The sequence below is a fragment of the Lonepinella sp. BR2474 genome (genome assembly GCF_051851555.1).
Classification (GTDB): domain Bacteria; phylum Pseudomonadota; class Gammaproteobacteria; order Enterobacterales; family Pasteurellaceae; genus Lonepinella.
On the sequence record NZ_JBPDVH010000005.1, the window covers coordinates 13,235 to 26,457 of the forward strand.

The window sequence follows — 13,223 nt, forward strand, 5'->3', positions numbered from 1 at the left end:
ACAACTAAATCGGCAAAATTACAGTATAATCACCGATTATTTATCACAAAGGATTCAACATGACCACAGAACCTGTGCGACTCACCCAATACAGCCACGGCGCCGGTTGAGGCTGTAAGATTTCGCCTAAGGATTTAGGGACAATTTTACAATCGCAACTGGCGCAGTTTGTCGATCCCCATTTATTGGTGGGCAATGATACGGCAGATGATGCGGCAGTGTATGATATTGGCAATGGTGTTGGGATTATCAGCACCACGGACTTTTTCATGCCGATTGTAGACGATGCCTTTGATTTTGGACGGATTGCGGCGACCAATGCGATCAGTGATATTTATGCCATGGGCGGTAAGCCGATAATGGCGATTGCGATTTTAGGCTTTCCGACAAAAGTCTTACCCGTTGAAATTGCGCAGAAAATTGTTGACGGTGGGCGTTGGGCTTGTCATCAAGCGGGGATTGCTTTAGCCGGTGGTCATTCCATTGATGCGCCAGAACCGATTTTTGGTTTAGCGGTCACAGGCATTATTGGCACTGAAAAAGTGAAGAAAAATGCTTCCGCCACCGCAGGCTGTCAGCTTTATTTAACCAAACCGTTGGGGATTGGGATTCTGACTACGGCGGAGAAAAAAGGCAAGTTGCAAGCACAGCATAAAGGACTGGCCACGGCGACCATGACGAAATTGAATAATATCGGGGCGGAATTTTCAAAAATTGACGGGGTAAAAGCCATGACGGATGTGACAGGGTTTGGCTTACTCGGGCATTTGTTGGAAATGTGCGAGGGGGCGGATTTGAATGCGGAAGTGCAATTTTATCAGATCAAAACCCTTGACGGCGTATTGGATTATATTGCCCAAGGTTGTGTACCAGGTGGCACCGAACGTAATTTTATCAGTTATGGACATAAAATCTCGGCATTAACCGAGGTGCAAAAAGCGATTTTATGTGACCCGCAAACCTCGGGCGGATTATTAATTGCTGTTGAACCGCAAGCGCAGCAACAGGTACTTGATATTGCTCAACAAGCGGGAATTGAATTAATTTCAGTGGGGCAATTAATGGAAAATACGGAGAAAAGTGCGGTGAAAATTCAGGTAATTTCTTAACCCGATAAAAGAAAAAAACCGCTATCGAAAAGGGATAGCGGTGGATCTTTAAAATAAAGAATTTTGAAAAAAACGACTGCGATATAAAGGATCATCAAGATATGCAGTGCACTAGCAATTACTCAGACTAGGCAAATTAAAATTAGTTCAGATTTTTTTCATTTTTTTGTAAAAAAGCCTGAATTTGTTTTTCAATCCCGTCTGCATCCAATCCAATTTCCGCCAACATTTCTTGTTGTGTCCCTTGTGCAATGAATTTATCGGGTAAACCTAACTGTAAAACTGCGGTGTTTTTTTGCAATGTATTTAATATTTCTGTTACGCCAGTACCCGCCCCGCCTAAAATAGCGTTTTCTTCTAAGGTCACAATGACATCATGCGTTTCTGCGACATGGCGAATGCAGTCGATGTCTAATGGTTTTACAAAACGCATATCTATTACGCTTGCATTGATTTTTTCCGCCACGGCAAGAGCATTGGGTAACAAGGTACCGAAATTTAAAATCGCAATTTTTTCACCGCACTTAATGGTTTTGGCTTTACCAATGTCTAAGGCTTGTAAAGGTTCAAGATCGACCCCAATGGCATTGCCACGGGGATAACGCACAGCGGCAGGCTGGCCACAATGTAAGCCTGTGTAAAGCATTTGGCGACATTCATTTTCATCACTTGGCGTCATAATCACCATATTTGGAATACAGCGCATAAAACTTAAATCAAATGCCCCTTGGTGCGTTTGTCCGTCTGCGCCCACAATGCCTGCGCGGTCAATGGCGAATAACACCGGTAAATTCTGGATCGCCACATCATGAATTAACTGATCGTAAGCTCGTTGCAAGAACGTAGAGTAAATAGCCACCACAGGTTTATAGCCACCAATGGCTAAACCCGCCGCAAAGGTGACGGCATGTTGTTCCGCAATGGCCACATCAAAATATTGCTCAGGAAAACGTTCCGAAAAGGCGACCATGCCTGAGCCCTCACGCATAGCGGGGGTAATGCCGATGATTTTAGGATCTTGTGCCGCCATTTCACACAGCCAATCACCAAAGATTTTGGAATAGGTGGGTTTGCTGTTCGATTTGGGTAATTCATAACAGTTCGGATCGAATTTTGGCACGCCATGATAACCGATAGGATCTTTTTCCGCCGGTGCATAGCCTTTGCCTTTTTTGGTGCGAACATGCAAAAATTGCGGGCCTTTGAGCTCACGCATATTGCTGAGCGTCGCCACCAGATCTTCAATATTATGGCCATCAATCGGGCCGATATAATTAAAACCGAGTTCTTCAAATAGCGTGCTTTCTGGCGAGAACACCACGCCTTTCATATGTTCTTCGGTTTTCTTCATAAAGTTTTTAATGGTCGGCACTTTATCCAGAATTTTTTTGCTACTATCTCGCACCGTCGAATACATGGAACCCGAAAAAATCCGTGCTAAATGATTGTTTAATGCCCCCACGTTTTGGGAAATGGACATTTCGTTATCATTTAAAATTACCAACATATCGGTATGCACCGCCCCCGCATGATTCAATGCCTCAAAGGCCATGCCTGCGGTAATGGCGCCGTCACCAATTACGCAAACCGTCTTGCGTCCTGCGTTTTCTTTTTCTGCGGCAATAGCGATACCTAAACCGGCACTGATGGAGGTGGAAGAATGCCCGACGCTTAACACATCAAATTCACTTTCCTCACGCCATGGAAACGGGTGCAAGCCGTCTTTTTGGCGAATGGTTGACATTTGATCACGGCGACCCGTTAAGATTTTATGCGGATAGGCTTGATGTCCGACGTCCCAAATCAGTTGATCGAACGGGGTTTTATACACATAATGCAGTGCAACAGTTAATTCCACGCAGCCCAATCCTGAGGCTAAATGACCGCTACTTTGGCTCACACTTTCAAGCAAATATTGGCGAAGTTCATCACAAACTTGAGGCAATTTTTCTTTGCTAAGCGAACGCAAATCGTCAGGCGAATTAATATGTGAGAGTAGGTTGTAATCAGTCATAGGCCGTTGGTTTAAGATTAAATATAAAAGTTGCGTGTATTCTACTAGTTTTTTCGGTTTACTACAAATTCCGCTAAAGATCGAAGTGCCGACGTATCAAATGGGATTTCTTGCAAATTTTGCACCGCAGTTTGGTAGAGTTCTTGCGCTTTTTGTTTTGCGCCGTCTAGCCCGAGTAATTTGGGGTAAGTGCTTTTATCTAAATCGACATCCGATCCAACGGGTTTGCCGATTTCAGCCTGATCGCCCACAATATCCAAAATATCATCTTGTACCTGAAACGCTAAACCAATGGCGTTAGAATAATTATCCAAATGTTGCGCCAATTTTTGATTGCCAAATTCCGGTGAACAAATAAAGCCCATGGTGACCGCCGCAGACAATAAGGCGCCTGTTTTATTGCGGTGAATGGTTTCTAATTCGTTGAGTGACACCTGTTTATGTTCAGCCAACAAATCCAAACTTTGCCCCAAACACATGCCTTGCACGCCAGACGCTCGGCTTAACACTTGCACTAACGCAAGTTTTTGTTCGGCTGAAAGTGCGGTGTTTTTGGTGAGAATGTCAAAGGCAAAGGCTTGCAGAGCGTCGCCCGCTAAAATCGCTGTGGCGTGGTCAAAAGCAATATGACAAGTCGGCTGTCCACGGCGGAGATCGTCATTATCCATGGCAGGCAAATCATCATGAATCAGCGAATAGGCATGAATACATTCCAACGCCGCCGCCGCATAATCCAACTGTTCAAGGTTAGCCCCCAAAATTCGCCCCGTGGCATACACCAAAAACGGACGAATCCGTTTACCACCGAGCAATAAGCCGTATTTCATTGCCTTCGCCAAGGGTGACGAATAACATTGAATATCATCAAATTGCGCCAGCATAAAAGCGTTAATGCGTTGCTGAATCTCGCTTAAATCTTGCTTAAAATTGTATGTCGTCATCTTGTTGCCCTTGATGATAGTCGTTCAATTCTGCGGTGGCATTTTTTTGTAACAAAATCTGAATACGTTGCTCCGCCTGTTGCAAACGTTGTTGCCCTAACTTGGCTAAATTTACCCCATTTTCAAAGGTTTTTAACGCCTCTTCTAAGGGTAAATCGCCACTTTCTAATTGATTGACCACTTGTTCTAATTGGGTTAGTGTGCTTTCAAAATCTAATTCGGTTTCGGTTTTTTTTGATGAGCGTGCCATTTAGTATTCCTGTTATTTGCTAAAGTTTAATCATTTTACAAGAAAATCAATTAAATTGGTTATTCTTTTATCCTAATCGAGGGAAATGATTTATTGGATAACATTATTTATTTGTTTTGCCATAATTTTATCTTTCAGATGACAGAGTCTTTACAGGATTGTACAACGGGATTTTTTCACCGTCTAGGACTGTGAAATAAAATCCTTATGGGAAATTTGAAAAAAATTATGTTAAAATGTACCGCACTTTTTTGTTGCAAACTTGTAGGGCCGTATTGCATGCGCCCAACGTTTCGTGTTTTGGGCGTACGCAATACGCCCCTACATTTTTGTATGTGATTTTATTTTATTTAAACTCAACAAGTTGCCTTTCGTATGGGCGACCACTGTAAACAAGGATACAACATGCCTATTATTACTTTACCAGACGGTTCACAACGTCAATTCGATCACCCTGTTTCTGTTTTAGAAGTGGCACAAAATATTGGGGCAGGTCTTGCCAAAGCTACTATTGCAGGGCGTGTTAATGGCGAGCGTAAAGACGCTTGCGATATGATTTCAGAAGACAGCAAATTAGAGATTATCACCGCTAAAGATGAAGATGGTTTGGAAATTATCCGCCATTCAACGGCTCACTTATTGGGACATGCCATTAAACAATTATTCCCTGATGTCAAAATGGCCATCGGTCCGACTATCGAAAATGGCTTTTATTATGATGTGGATTTAGATCGTTCATTAACCCAAGAAGATATTGATGCGTTGGAAAAACGTATGCTTGAATTGGCGAAAACCAATTATGATGTGGTGAAAAAGCCTGTCACTTGGAAACAAGCCCGTGATACCTTTGAACAACGTAGCGAGCCGTATAAAATGGCGATTTTAGATGAAAACATTGAACGCACGGCAACCCCTGCGTTATACCATCACCAAGAATACATTGATATGTGCCGTGGACCGCATGTGCCGAATATGCGTTTTTGCCACCATTTTAAATTAATGAAAGTGGCGGGGGCTTATTGGCGTGGTGACAGCAAAAATAAAATGTTGCAACGCATTTACGGCACGGCGTGGGCAGATAAAAAACAATTAACCGAGCATTTAACCCGCCTTGAAGAGGCTGCAAAACGGGATCATCGCCGTATCGGTAAAGCCTTGGATTTATACCATATGCAAGAAGAAGCCCCAGGTTTGGTGTTCTGGCATAATGATGGTTGGACGATTTTCCGTGAATTGGAAACTTTCGTGCGTACAAAATTAAAACAGTACGATTATCAAGAAGTGAAAGGGCCTTTCATGATGGACAGAGTGCTTTGGGAGCGTACAGGTCACTGGCAAAACTACGGTGATTTAATGTTCACCACCCAATCGGAAAATCGTGAATATGCAATTAAACCGATGAACTGCCCAGGTCACGTACAGATTTTTAACCAAGGCTTGAAATCCTACCGTGATTTGCCAATTCGTATGGCGGAATTTGGTTCATGCCACCGTAACGAGCCGTCTGGTTCGTTGCACGGTTTAATGCGTGTGCGTGGTTTTACTCAAGATGATGCGCATATTTTCTGTACCGAAGAACAAATTGAAAGTGAAGTCACCAGTTGTATTAAAATGGTTTACGACATTTACAGCACCTTTGGTTTCACTAATATTGCCGTAAAATTATCCACTCGTCCAGAAAGCCGTATTGGTTCGGATGAAATGTGGGATCGTGCCGAAGAAGGGTTAGCCAATGCGTTACGTCACAATGGTCTTGAATATGAAATTCAAGAGGGCGAGGGGGCATTTTACGGACCGAAAATCGAATTTGCCTTGCGTGACTGCCTAGGTCGTGAATGGCAATGCGGTACGATTCAGTTAGACTTCGCTTTACCAGGTCGCTTAAATGCGTCGTATGTTGCTGAAGATAACGACCGCCGTACGCCAGTGATGATCCACCGTGCGATCTTAGGTTCAATCGAGCGTTTTATCGGCATTATCACCGAAGAATACGCAGGTTTCTTCCCTGCATGGTTAGCTCCTGTGCAAGCGGTGGTGATGAATATTACTGATAGCCAAGCAGACTACGTTCAAGCCGTAACGAAAAAATTATCTGACGCAGGTTTGCGTGTGAAATCTGATTTACGTAACGAAAAAGTCGGTTTCAAAATCCGTGAACACACCTTACGCCGAGTGCCTTATATGCTTGTTTGTGGTGATAAAGAAATCGCTGAAAACAAAATTGCGGTAAGAACGCGTAAAGGGGCGGATTTAGGTACTTATGATGTCGATGAATTTGTGCAAATCTTAAAAGAACAGGTTCGAGTAAGAGCGCTAAAATTAATTAGCGAAGAATAATGAAAAAACGCAGTGTAAAAAATAAACGTTTTGATCTTACTCAAAAAAGTTAGACTTTTACCTCAAGGACTGACGACGATATTGTATCGGACTTGGTCCTTTTAATTTTAACTGAATACGTTCTTTATTGTAATAGCGAATATACTCATCAAACGTATAAAAATTCTCCGTTTTAGTGATTAAATTCCCTTGTTTCTATTCAACAATCTGGTCATTTAAAAAATTTCCCCACGCAAACCTTTGCGGTTTTGTGTTATTTTCCATTCCTTGTTAGACTAACGCTCCATAACCATAACAGAAAGGAAATAACGCATGGATTATATTGAAATATTGGGCTATGTGGCCATGATTTTGGTATCAGGATCGTTTTTATTAAAAGATATTGTGAAATTACGTTTAGTCAATTTGATTGGGGCAATCTGCTTTATTATTTATGGCTTGCTGATTAGTTCATGGCCAGTGGCGGGGTTGAATATCTTTGTGGCTTGTGTGAATGGCTATTATATTTCTCAAAGCATGAAAACCAAGTAATTTTTTAGACCGACGAAAGGCGAGTATTAAGCTCGCCTTTATTTTAGCAAATCCTTTAAACTGGCTTTCATCACTGACATTTTCTTTTCATATTGGGCTTTGTTTTCTCGTTCATCAATCATATACATAATGGTTTGTGACAACGTCATGCCCATTTTGCGAGAATATTTAGATAGGCGTTGCCAGACCGCATATTCTAAATCAATGGATTTCTTTTTAGTATGTTGTTTTTCCGCATTGAAAAAGCGTTTACGTCTGGCTCGAATGGCTTGATCTAATTTAATGACTAAGTGTTCAGATAAATGATCGGCAATCCAAGCATCAATTTGTTCGGGCTGATTTTTGCAAGCAATCAAGGCGATTACCTTATCTTCCGCTAAACTTTTTTCTTGATAGCGAGTGATATTTTCGCCATCTCGGTGTTTCTTGGTGAGATAAAGCCATTTCCATTGGGTTTCTTGATTTTCAAGTTTTTGATATTTCATTGTTTTCTCATTATTAGTGACGTGGTAACTGAAAATAATATACCTTTATTTTGTTTTTTTTTCTAGTAGATTTTTTGAATTTTGATGAAATGTGAGATAATGCGTGATTATTTGATTTGATAAGAGAAAGAAACGTGGCGTTATCCGAACAAAAATTAGCGTGGACCGCATTACAACCGCATTTGACGGCATTGGCAACAGAGGCAGGGGAACAACATCTGCGAGATTTTTTCGCCTTACAACCACGAGCATGTTCGGCTTTAACCCAATTCTTGCAAAATTCGCACCGCAGTTTGTTGGTGTTAAAGGCGGACGATCAAAGCGAATATGCAAGTGCGGTGGAAAAATGGGTCAAATCACAACAAGCACCGTTACAGGTATCGGGGGTTCAGTATGAAGTGGAACAAGGGGATAGTTTTTCCTTTGCCCAAGTGAACGTTCAACCGGCCCAATCCGTGCAAGATAATTTTGCTAGCAAAAAAACCGTCGCCACGGCACTGTATTTTGATCATGCAAGTTTGTTCGGCGCAATTCGGATTCATCCGACTTCCCATGATATTCAGCTTAACGCCGGTTTGGTACATCAACTGAATCATGGCGTGTTAATTTTAAGCGTGAGCCAGTTGTTAAACCATTTTGATTGTTGGGAACGCTTAAAACATATTTTGGCCACCAAGCAATTTGATTGGTATTCCGCCCATCCGTTTAAAGCCTTGCCGTGCGAGATTCCCAGTTATCCATTAAATTTAAAGGTGATTTTACTCGGCAATAGAGAAGAATTAGCGACCTTGAATGACCTCGTGCCAGATCTTTATCATCTTGCAGAGTATAGCGAAATTGAAAGCTATGTCAGTGTGGAAAAAGCGCCACAGCAACAGGCATGGCAACAATATGTGTTGTCTTTTGCCGAACAACAATTTTCGCCTTTAACCCCTGACGGTTTGGATAAATTATATCAATGGCTCGTCAGGGAAAGTGAAAGTCGAGTATTGATCAATACTTCTCCTTTGAAACTCACACAAATTCTCAGTGGTGCCAGTCAGTTAAGCGCAAATCACCATGCGTTAAGTGCGGTGGATATTGAACGATATTTTCAACAGCAATCTCAGCAACAAGGTTTTCTGCGTCAACAAGCCTATGCGGATATTTTTTATCATCAAGTCTATATTGAAACGGAAAATGAGGCGGTTGGGCAAATTAACGGATTATCGGTGGTGGAATTTAGCGGCACGCCAATGTCCTTTGGCGAACCCTCTCGAATCAGTTGTATTGTGCAATTTGGTGATGGTGAAGTTATTGATATAGAAAGAAAAAGCGAACTGGCTGGCAACGTACATGGCAAAGGCATGATGATCGCAGAAAACTGTCTAGCCAATATTTTAGACATGCCGTCCCAACTGCCTTTTTCTGCCTCGCTAGTGTTTGAACAATCTTATGGCGAAATTGACGGCGACAGTGCGTCTTTAGCGGCTTTTTTAGTGCTAGCCAGTGCGTTGTCGGATTTACCGATTCCACAATCCATTGCGGTGACGGGATCCATTGATCAGTTTGGTTTGGTGCATTCCGTGGGCGGTGTGAACGATAAAATTGAAGGCTTTTTTGCTATTTGTCAGGGCCGAGGATTAAACGGAAAACAGGGAGTAATTATTCCTGAATCCTGTTTGTATCAGCTTTCATTGACAGATGACGTGGTCACTGCGGTGAAAAATAATCAATTTTCTATTTGGGTAGTGAATGATGTGTTCGAGGCTTGTGAAATTTTGTTTGATCGTCCATTAATTGCCGAGCAGCCAGTGCAAGAAAAAAGTGCTATCGCTCAACTGATCACAAAACGTATTGAGCAATATGCTGAACAACATCATGCACCGCCATTTTGGTTAAAATGGTTTAATAAAAAATAACTGCTCGGAACTGTTTAGCGAACACGTGTTAGCTATATCTTTTTAAATCAAACTCTGTTAATATGGCGTTAATTCAGTGAAATCACTGAAAAACACCATATTATTTAATTTAAAAGAGAAAAAAATGACTAACACCTGTACACCAAATGCAATGCCAGAACGAAAAAATGCTTACAATTATGAAGATTTATTAGCCTCTGGACGTGGTGAATTATTCGGCGAAAAAGGCCCACAACTTCCTGCACCAACCATGTTAATGATGGATAGAGTTGTGGAAATGAACGAAACGGGCGGTTTATTCGGTAAAGGCTATGTCGAAGCTGAATTAGATATTAAACCAGATTTATTCTTCTTCGATTGTCATTTTATCGGCGATCCAGTTATGCCAGGTTGTTTAGGTTTAGACGCTATGTGGCAGTTGGTTGGTTTCTATCTCGGTTGGATCGGTGGCGAGGGCAAAGGCCGAGCGTTAGGTGTTGGCGAAGTGAAATTCACTGGTCAAGTGTTGCCGACCAATAAAAAAGTGACCTATAAAATTCATTTCAAACGCGTGATCAACCGTAAATTAATTATGGGCGTAGCAGATGGCGAAGTGTTGGTTGATGGACGTGTGATTTACACGGCGACGGATTTGAAAGTGGGATTGTTTCAGGATACTTCAACCTTCTAATTTAATTGTAAATTGGTTTTGATAAGCTCAAGGGTTGCCTTGAGCTTTTTGTTTTATTTGTGATATAATAATATCACACTTGTAAAAGAGAACATTGTTGTGATTAAAAGTTTTAAACACAAAGGATTAAAACAGTACTTTGAAAAAGGTATAACCAGAGGCATTCAAGCCAATCATCAACGTAAATTAGACGGTATTTTAGATTTAATTGATTGTGCGGAAAATGTGACAGAATTTATGCCTTTTTATCAATGTCACGAATTAAAAGGCGACCGAAAGGGAATATATGCAATGACAGTCAATGGTAATTGGCGGATTACTTTTGAATTTATCAACGGTGATGCTTATATTTTGAATTATGAAGATTATCATTAAGGAGCAAAATATGCGAAAACCAGCTCATCCAGGACAAATTTTATTAGACGGTTTTATTGAACCTAATCAAATTAAAATTAAGGAATTAGCCGAACATTTGGGTTTTTCTCGTGAAACGCTTTCTCGGGTATTGCATGGAAAAACACCAATGACGGCAAATCTTGCTTTGCGTTTGGAAGAATCAGGCATTAGTTCCGCAAGATTATGGCTCAATTTGCAGACCAAATATGATTTATGGGAATTAAAGCAAGAACGCACAGAAAATGTTCAGCCGTTTTATTTCAATGCAGTGGCTTGTGCTTAAGATTTACCTCAAACTTTTAATCAACCCAATTAAAAGAAAGGATACTTTAAAAAGTATTCTTTTTTCTTGTTTTTCCCTATTGAAAATGTAAGATGAATATGTCAAGCTCCTAGCTATTCTCTATGTTATTCCGTTTGTTATTTCAACTGCCAGGGCTTACAATGAAATTTAAAGTGCTGTTACTTTCCACCTTAATGGGATTATCGCTTAATGCTTTGGCAAAAAGTGCTGATATTACCACTGCTAAACTTCTCCTTGGCGATCTTTATTATTATGGATTTGGCACAGAAATTGATAAATCCAGTGGGATGTATTGGTATGTGAGGGCTGCGACACAAGGCAATGCGGAAGCACAATTTATTGTTGGGATAAATTATCTTATGGGCGATGCATTAGACTCCCTTGCTTCTATGGTATGGTTTGAAAAAGCCGCTGCCCAAGGACATGCTCGGGCCATATGTGGTATGGGTTTTTATTATCAGCATGGCATTTCATCTGATGATGAGAATGTCCCGCCACTTCTTGCGATAGATGAAAAAAAGCGAAAGCCTTGTTTGAAAAAGGTGAGAAACTTCAAAAAGGTGCTTGTGGTGGATTTGCTTATGATTAATCACCCCACCAACACCAAAATTGCCGCATCACCGCCCCATTCTCTTGGGGCTTGATGTAATGCTCGTACTTTAGGATGTTGCACTAGCCAACGGGGGATTTGTTTTTTTAGGGTAAAGGTGCCGTAGCCCGTCATAATGCTTGCACAAAAAAGATTGTCGTTTTCGCAGGCTTGAATTAGGCTTGCCAGTTCTAATTTGGCTTGTTCTCGGGTTAATCCATGTAAATCTAAAAAAATTTCAGGAGCAAAATCACCACGGCGAAGTTGTTTTAACAAATAGCTGTTTTCATTTTCTCGCAAATATTTCACCGCACTTTCTTCATTTAATAGGGGTTCGTATTCATCTGAAAAATAAAACAAGGTGTCTTGCTTTTCTCGATCATTTTTAATCGCTGCTTTTTGCTGAAGTTTGAATTTATTCAGCTTTTGTGGTGGTACATAAGTGTCTTGCTTTAACGGCTTAATGCCTTTGATTTCTTGCAAAAAAAGTGAGCGTTCGTCAATATCCGACATTCTTTTTATCCTAATAACGACAAATTTCGAGAATTTCTATATACTAACGGTAAATGAAAAAAGAATAAAGCTAATATTTTAACTTTCAAAATCAATCTATTATAGAAGATAACTAAAAACCTGTTCCGAAATATAGTAAAATGTTCCGAAACTAGACTTTAGTCGGATCCACGACGGCATCTCTTCTGATGTAACGTTTTGTCATTTGGATGGATGTGTGACCTAGTTGTTTTCTGGCAGCGTCATCTCCTGCAGTGAGGGATTTGTCCGTACCTGCTTTAGCACGAAGATCTCTAAATTGAAATTGTTTTATTTCGTTCTCAAGTGAGGGGTAAGTGGCGATGGCGAGCTTTCTCACTTTTCTAAATCTAATGGAGAGCATAGCAGGGGTTAATTTTCTTCCACGCGAATTAAGAAATAAATAGCCTGAATATTTAGCTTGTCTGCGGTCTAATATTTCTTTTAAATCCCCCTTAATTGCCATTCTCAACTTAGCACCTGTTTTTTGTTGTGTTATGTGAAGAACGCCGTCAAAAATATGATTTTGATGAATGTTAACAACATCTACAGGGCGTTGTCCCGTTAAATAGGCGACATCCATCAAATCTTTCATATCTTGATCACATAATTCATAGACCTTTTGATAAATATGGTCTTCAATATACACATCCCTTTTATCAAGTTTATGCTTGCTAATTCCTTCGCTTGGACAAGGATATTTTGTATAGCCCCATTCTCTCGCCATTTGCCAAATATGATGAAATATTTTCACTTCATTGTTTGCCGAGGCTGGACTTTTTTTCCGCCATTCCAAATACATTTTGATATGCTTTGGTTCTATTTGATCGAGAGTGGCTGGTGGGTTGCCAAAAAACGCTTTTAATTTACTGATATAGCAACGGTGGGCAAATTGGGTGCTTCTTGCTTTATTGGGAATCACTTCTACTTCATACTTAGCAATGACATCAATGAACGTGATGATACCAGTTGGCAAAGTGCGGTCTAAATTGAGTTTAGCGGTTTCTAAAATGGCTAAGGCTTTATCTTTGCCGAGTGGTTTTTCTTTGCCGTCAGCGAGTACATAGAAATAATAGATGACATTGCCATTTTTCCGTTTACGTGTACGGCAAAGCATATTTTGCGGCAAGCCTTGATTTTCTCGTTTGCGTGGGCGAGCCATAAT

Annotated in this window: 14 protein-coding genes and 1 pseudogene; 8 read left to right on the forward strand and 7 right to left on the reverse strand. The window is 40.8% G+C overall.

What is annotated here, in order from left to right; all coding sequences use genetic code 11:
* Positions 1-59 precede the first annotated feature (59 nt).
* Positions 60-1,109 (forward strand): selenide, water dikinase SelD, encoded by a 1,050-nt coding sequence (gene selD, locus ACTG7Q_RS07120; protein ID WP_439242325.1) that lies wholly within the window; start codon positions 60-62, stop codon positions 1,107-1,109.
* 142 nt (positions 1,110-1,251) lie between these two features.
* Here the strand turns inward: selD and dxs are convergent, their stop codons facing one another.
* The 3 genes from dxs to xseB are packed head-to-tail and all read right to left on the reverse strand — an operon-like array spanning position 1,252 to position 4,314.
* A complete protein-coding gene (gene dxs, locus ACTG7Q_RS07125; protein ID WP_439242327.1) occupies positions 1,252-3,123 on the reverse strand; it encodes a 1-deoxy-D-xylulose-5-phosphate synthase in 1,872 nt (623 codons plus the stop codon).
* Between the two features lie 44 nt (positions 3,124-3,167).
* Positions 3,168-4,064: a (2E,6E)-farnesyl diphosphate synthase gene (ispA, locus tag ACTG7Q_RS07130; RefSeq protein ID WP_439242329.1), complete on the reverse strand. Its 897-nt coding sequence runs from the start codon at positions 4,062-4,064 to the stop codon at positions 3,168-3,170.
* Complete coding sequence (xseB, locus tag ACTG7Q_RS07135) at positions 4,045-4,314, reverse strand: exodeoxyribonuclease VII small subunit (protein WP_439242331.1); 270 nt, start codon at positions 4,312-4,314, stop codon at positions 4,045-4,047. The genes ispA and xseB overlap by 20 nt, the downstream gene beginning before the upstream one ends.
* Before the next feature lie 405 nt (positions 4,315-4,719).
* On the opposite strand from xseB, the gene thrS reads away from it, so the two are divergent.
* Positions 4,720-6,651, forward strand: a complete 1,932-nt coding sequence (gene thrS / locus ACTG7Q_RS07140; protein WP_439242333.1) for a threonine--tRNA ligase — start codon at positions 4,720-4,722, stop codon at positions 6,649-6,651.
* 57 nt (positions 6,652-6,708) lie between these two features.
* Here the strand turns inward: thrS and ACTG7Q_RS07145 are convergent.
* Positions 6,709-6,807: pseudogene (locus ACTG7Q_RS07145) on the reverse strand (IS3 family transposase); the annotation flags it as partial.
* Positions 6,808-6,963: 156 nt separating this feature from the next.
* On the opposite strand from ACTG7Q_RS07145, the gene ACTG7Q_RS07150 reads away from it, so the two are divergent.
* Positions 6,964-7,182, forward strand: a complete 219-nt coding sequence (locus ACTG7Q_RS07150) for a YgjV family protein (RefSeq protein ID WP_439242335.1) — start codon at positions 6,964-6,966, stop codon at positions 7,180-7,182.
* A gap of 38 nt (positions 7,183-7,220) precedes the next feature.
* Here ACTG7Q_RS07150 and matP read toward each other — a convergent pair whose 3' ends face one another.
* On the reverse strand, positions 7,221-7,667 hold the full coding sequence (gene matP / locus ACTG7Q_RS07155) for a macrodomain Ter protein MatP (protein WP_439242336.1): 447 nt from the start codon (positions 7,665-7,667) through the stop codon (positions 7,221-7,223).
* 134 nt (positions 7,668-7,801) lie between these two features.
* Between matP and ACTG7Q_RS07160 the strand changes: the two genes are divergently transcribed.
* From ACTG7Q_RS07160 to ACTG7Q_RS07180, 5 genes are all read left to right on the forward strand, one after another.
* Positions 7,802-9,568: an AAA family ATPase gene (locus tag ACTG7Q_RS07160; protein ID WP_439242337.1), complete on the forward strand. Its 1,767-nt coding sequence runs from the start codon at positions 7,802-7,804 to the stop codon at positions 9,566-9,568.
* Positions 9,569-9,692: 124 nt separating this feature from the next.
* Positions 9,693-10,238, forward strand: a complete 546-nt coding sequence (gene fabA / locus ACTG7Q_RS07165) for a 3-hydroxyacyl-[acyl-carrier-protein] dehydratase FabA (RefSeq protein WP_439242338.1) — start codon at positions 9,693-9,695, stop codon at positions 10,236-10,238.
* A 99-nt stretch (positions 10,239-10,337) separates the two neighbouring features.
* Positions 10,338-10,613: a type II toxin-antitoxin system RelE/ParE family toxin gene (locus ACTG7Q_RS07170; protein WP_439242340.1), complete on the forward strand. Its 276-nt coding sequence runs from the start codon at positions 10,338-10,340 to the stop codon at positions 10,611-10,613.
* A gap of 10 nt (positions 10,614-10,623) precedes the next feature.
* Positions 10,624-10,917, forward strand: a complete 294-nt coding sequence (locus tag ACTG7Q_RS07175) for a HigA family addiction module antitoxin (protein WP_439242342.1) — start codon at positions 10,624-10,626, stop codon at positions 10,915-10,917.
* A gap of 161 nt (positions 10,918-11,078) precedes the next feature.
* Positions 11,079-11,582 (forward strand): tetratricopeptide repeat protein, encoded by a 504-nt coding sequence (locus tag ACTG7Q_RS07180; RefSeq protein WP_439242344.1) that lies wholly within the window; start codon positions 11,079-11,081, stop codon positions 11,580-11,582.
* Here the strand turns inward: ACTG7Q_RS07180 and smrB are convergent.
* Both smrB and ACTG7Q_RS07190 read right to left on the reverse strand, forming a co-directional pair.
* A complete protein-coding gene (gene smrB, locus ACTG7Q_RS07185; protein WP_439242346.1) occupies positions 11,528-12,040 on the reverse strand; it encodes an endonuclease SmrB in 513 nt (170 codons plus the stop codon). The two genes, ACTG7Q_RS07180 and smrB, sit on opposite strands and share 55 nt — an antisense overlap.
* 151 nt (positions 12,041-12,191) lie before the next feature.
* On the reverse strand, positions 12,192-13,220 hold the full coding sequence (locus tag ACTG7Q_RS07190; RefSeq protein ID WP_439242348.1) for a tyrosine-type recombinase/integrase: 1,029 nt from the start codon (positions 13,218-13,220) through the stop codon (positions 12,192-12,194).
* Positions 13,221-13,223 lie beyond the last annotated feature (3 nt).

Excerpts from the sequence above, each read along its gene's own strand:
- dxs (WP_439242327.1), bottom strand. The coding sequence starts at position 3,123 with ATGACTGATTACAACCTACTCTCACATATTAATTCGCCTGACGATTTG.
- ispA (WP_439242329.1), bottom strand. The coding sequence starts at position 4,064 with ATGACGACATACAATTTTAAGCAAGATTTAAGCGAGATTCAGCAACGC.
- xseB (WP_439242331.1), bottom strand. The coding sequence starts at position 4,314 with ATGGCACGCTCATCAAAAAAAACCGAAACCGAATTAGATTTTGAAAGC.
- thrS (WP_439242333.1), top strand. The coding sequence starts at position 4,720 with ATGCCTATTATTACTTTACCAGACGGTTCACAACGTCAATTCGATCAC.
- ACTG7Q_RS07150 (WP_439242335.1), top strand. The coding sequence starts at position 6,964 with ATGGATTATATTGAAATATTGGGCTATGTGGCCATGATTTTGGTATCA.
- matP (WP_439242336.1), bottom strand. The coding sequence starts at position 7,667 with ATGAAATATCAAAAACTTGAAAATCAAGAAACCCAATGGAAATGGCTT.
- fabA (WP_439242338.1), top strand. The coding sequence starts at position 9,693 with ATGACTAACACCTGTACACCAAATGCAATGCCAGAACGAAAAAATGCT.
- ACTG7Q_RS07175 (WP_439242342.1), top strand. The coding sequence starts at position 10,624 with ATGCGAAAACCAGCTCATCCAGGACAAATTTTATTAGACGGTTTTATT.
- ACTG7Q_RS07180 (WP_439242344.1), top strand. The coding sequence starts at position 11,079 with ATGAAATTTAAAGTGCTGTTACTTTCCACCTTAATGGGATTATCGCTT.
- smrB (WP_439242346.1), bottom strand. The coding sequence starts at position 12,040 with ATGTCGGATATTGACGAACGCTCACTTTTTTTGCAAGAAATCAAAGGC.
- ACTG7Q_RS07190 (WP_439242348.1), bottom strand. The coding sequence starts at position 13,220 with ATGGCTCGCCCACGCAAACGAGAAAATCAAGGCTTGCCGCAAAATATG.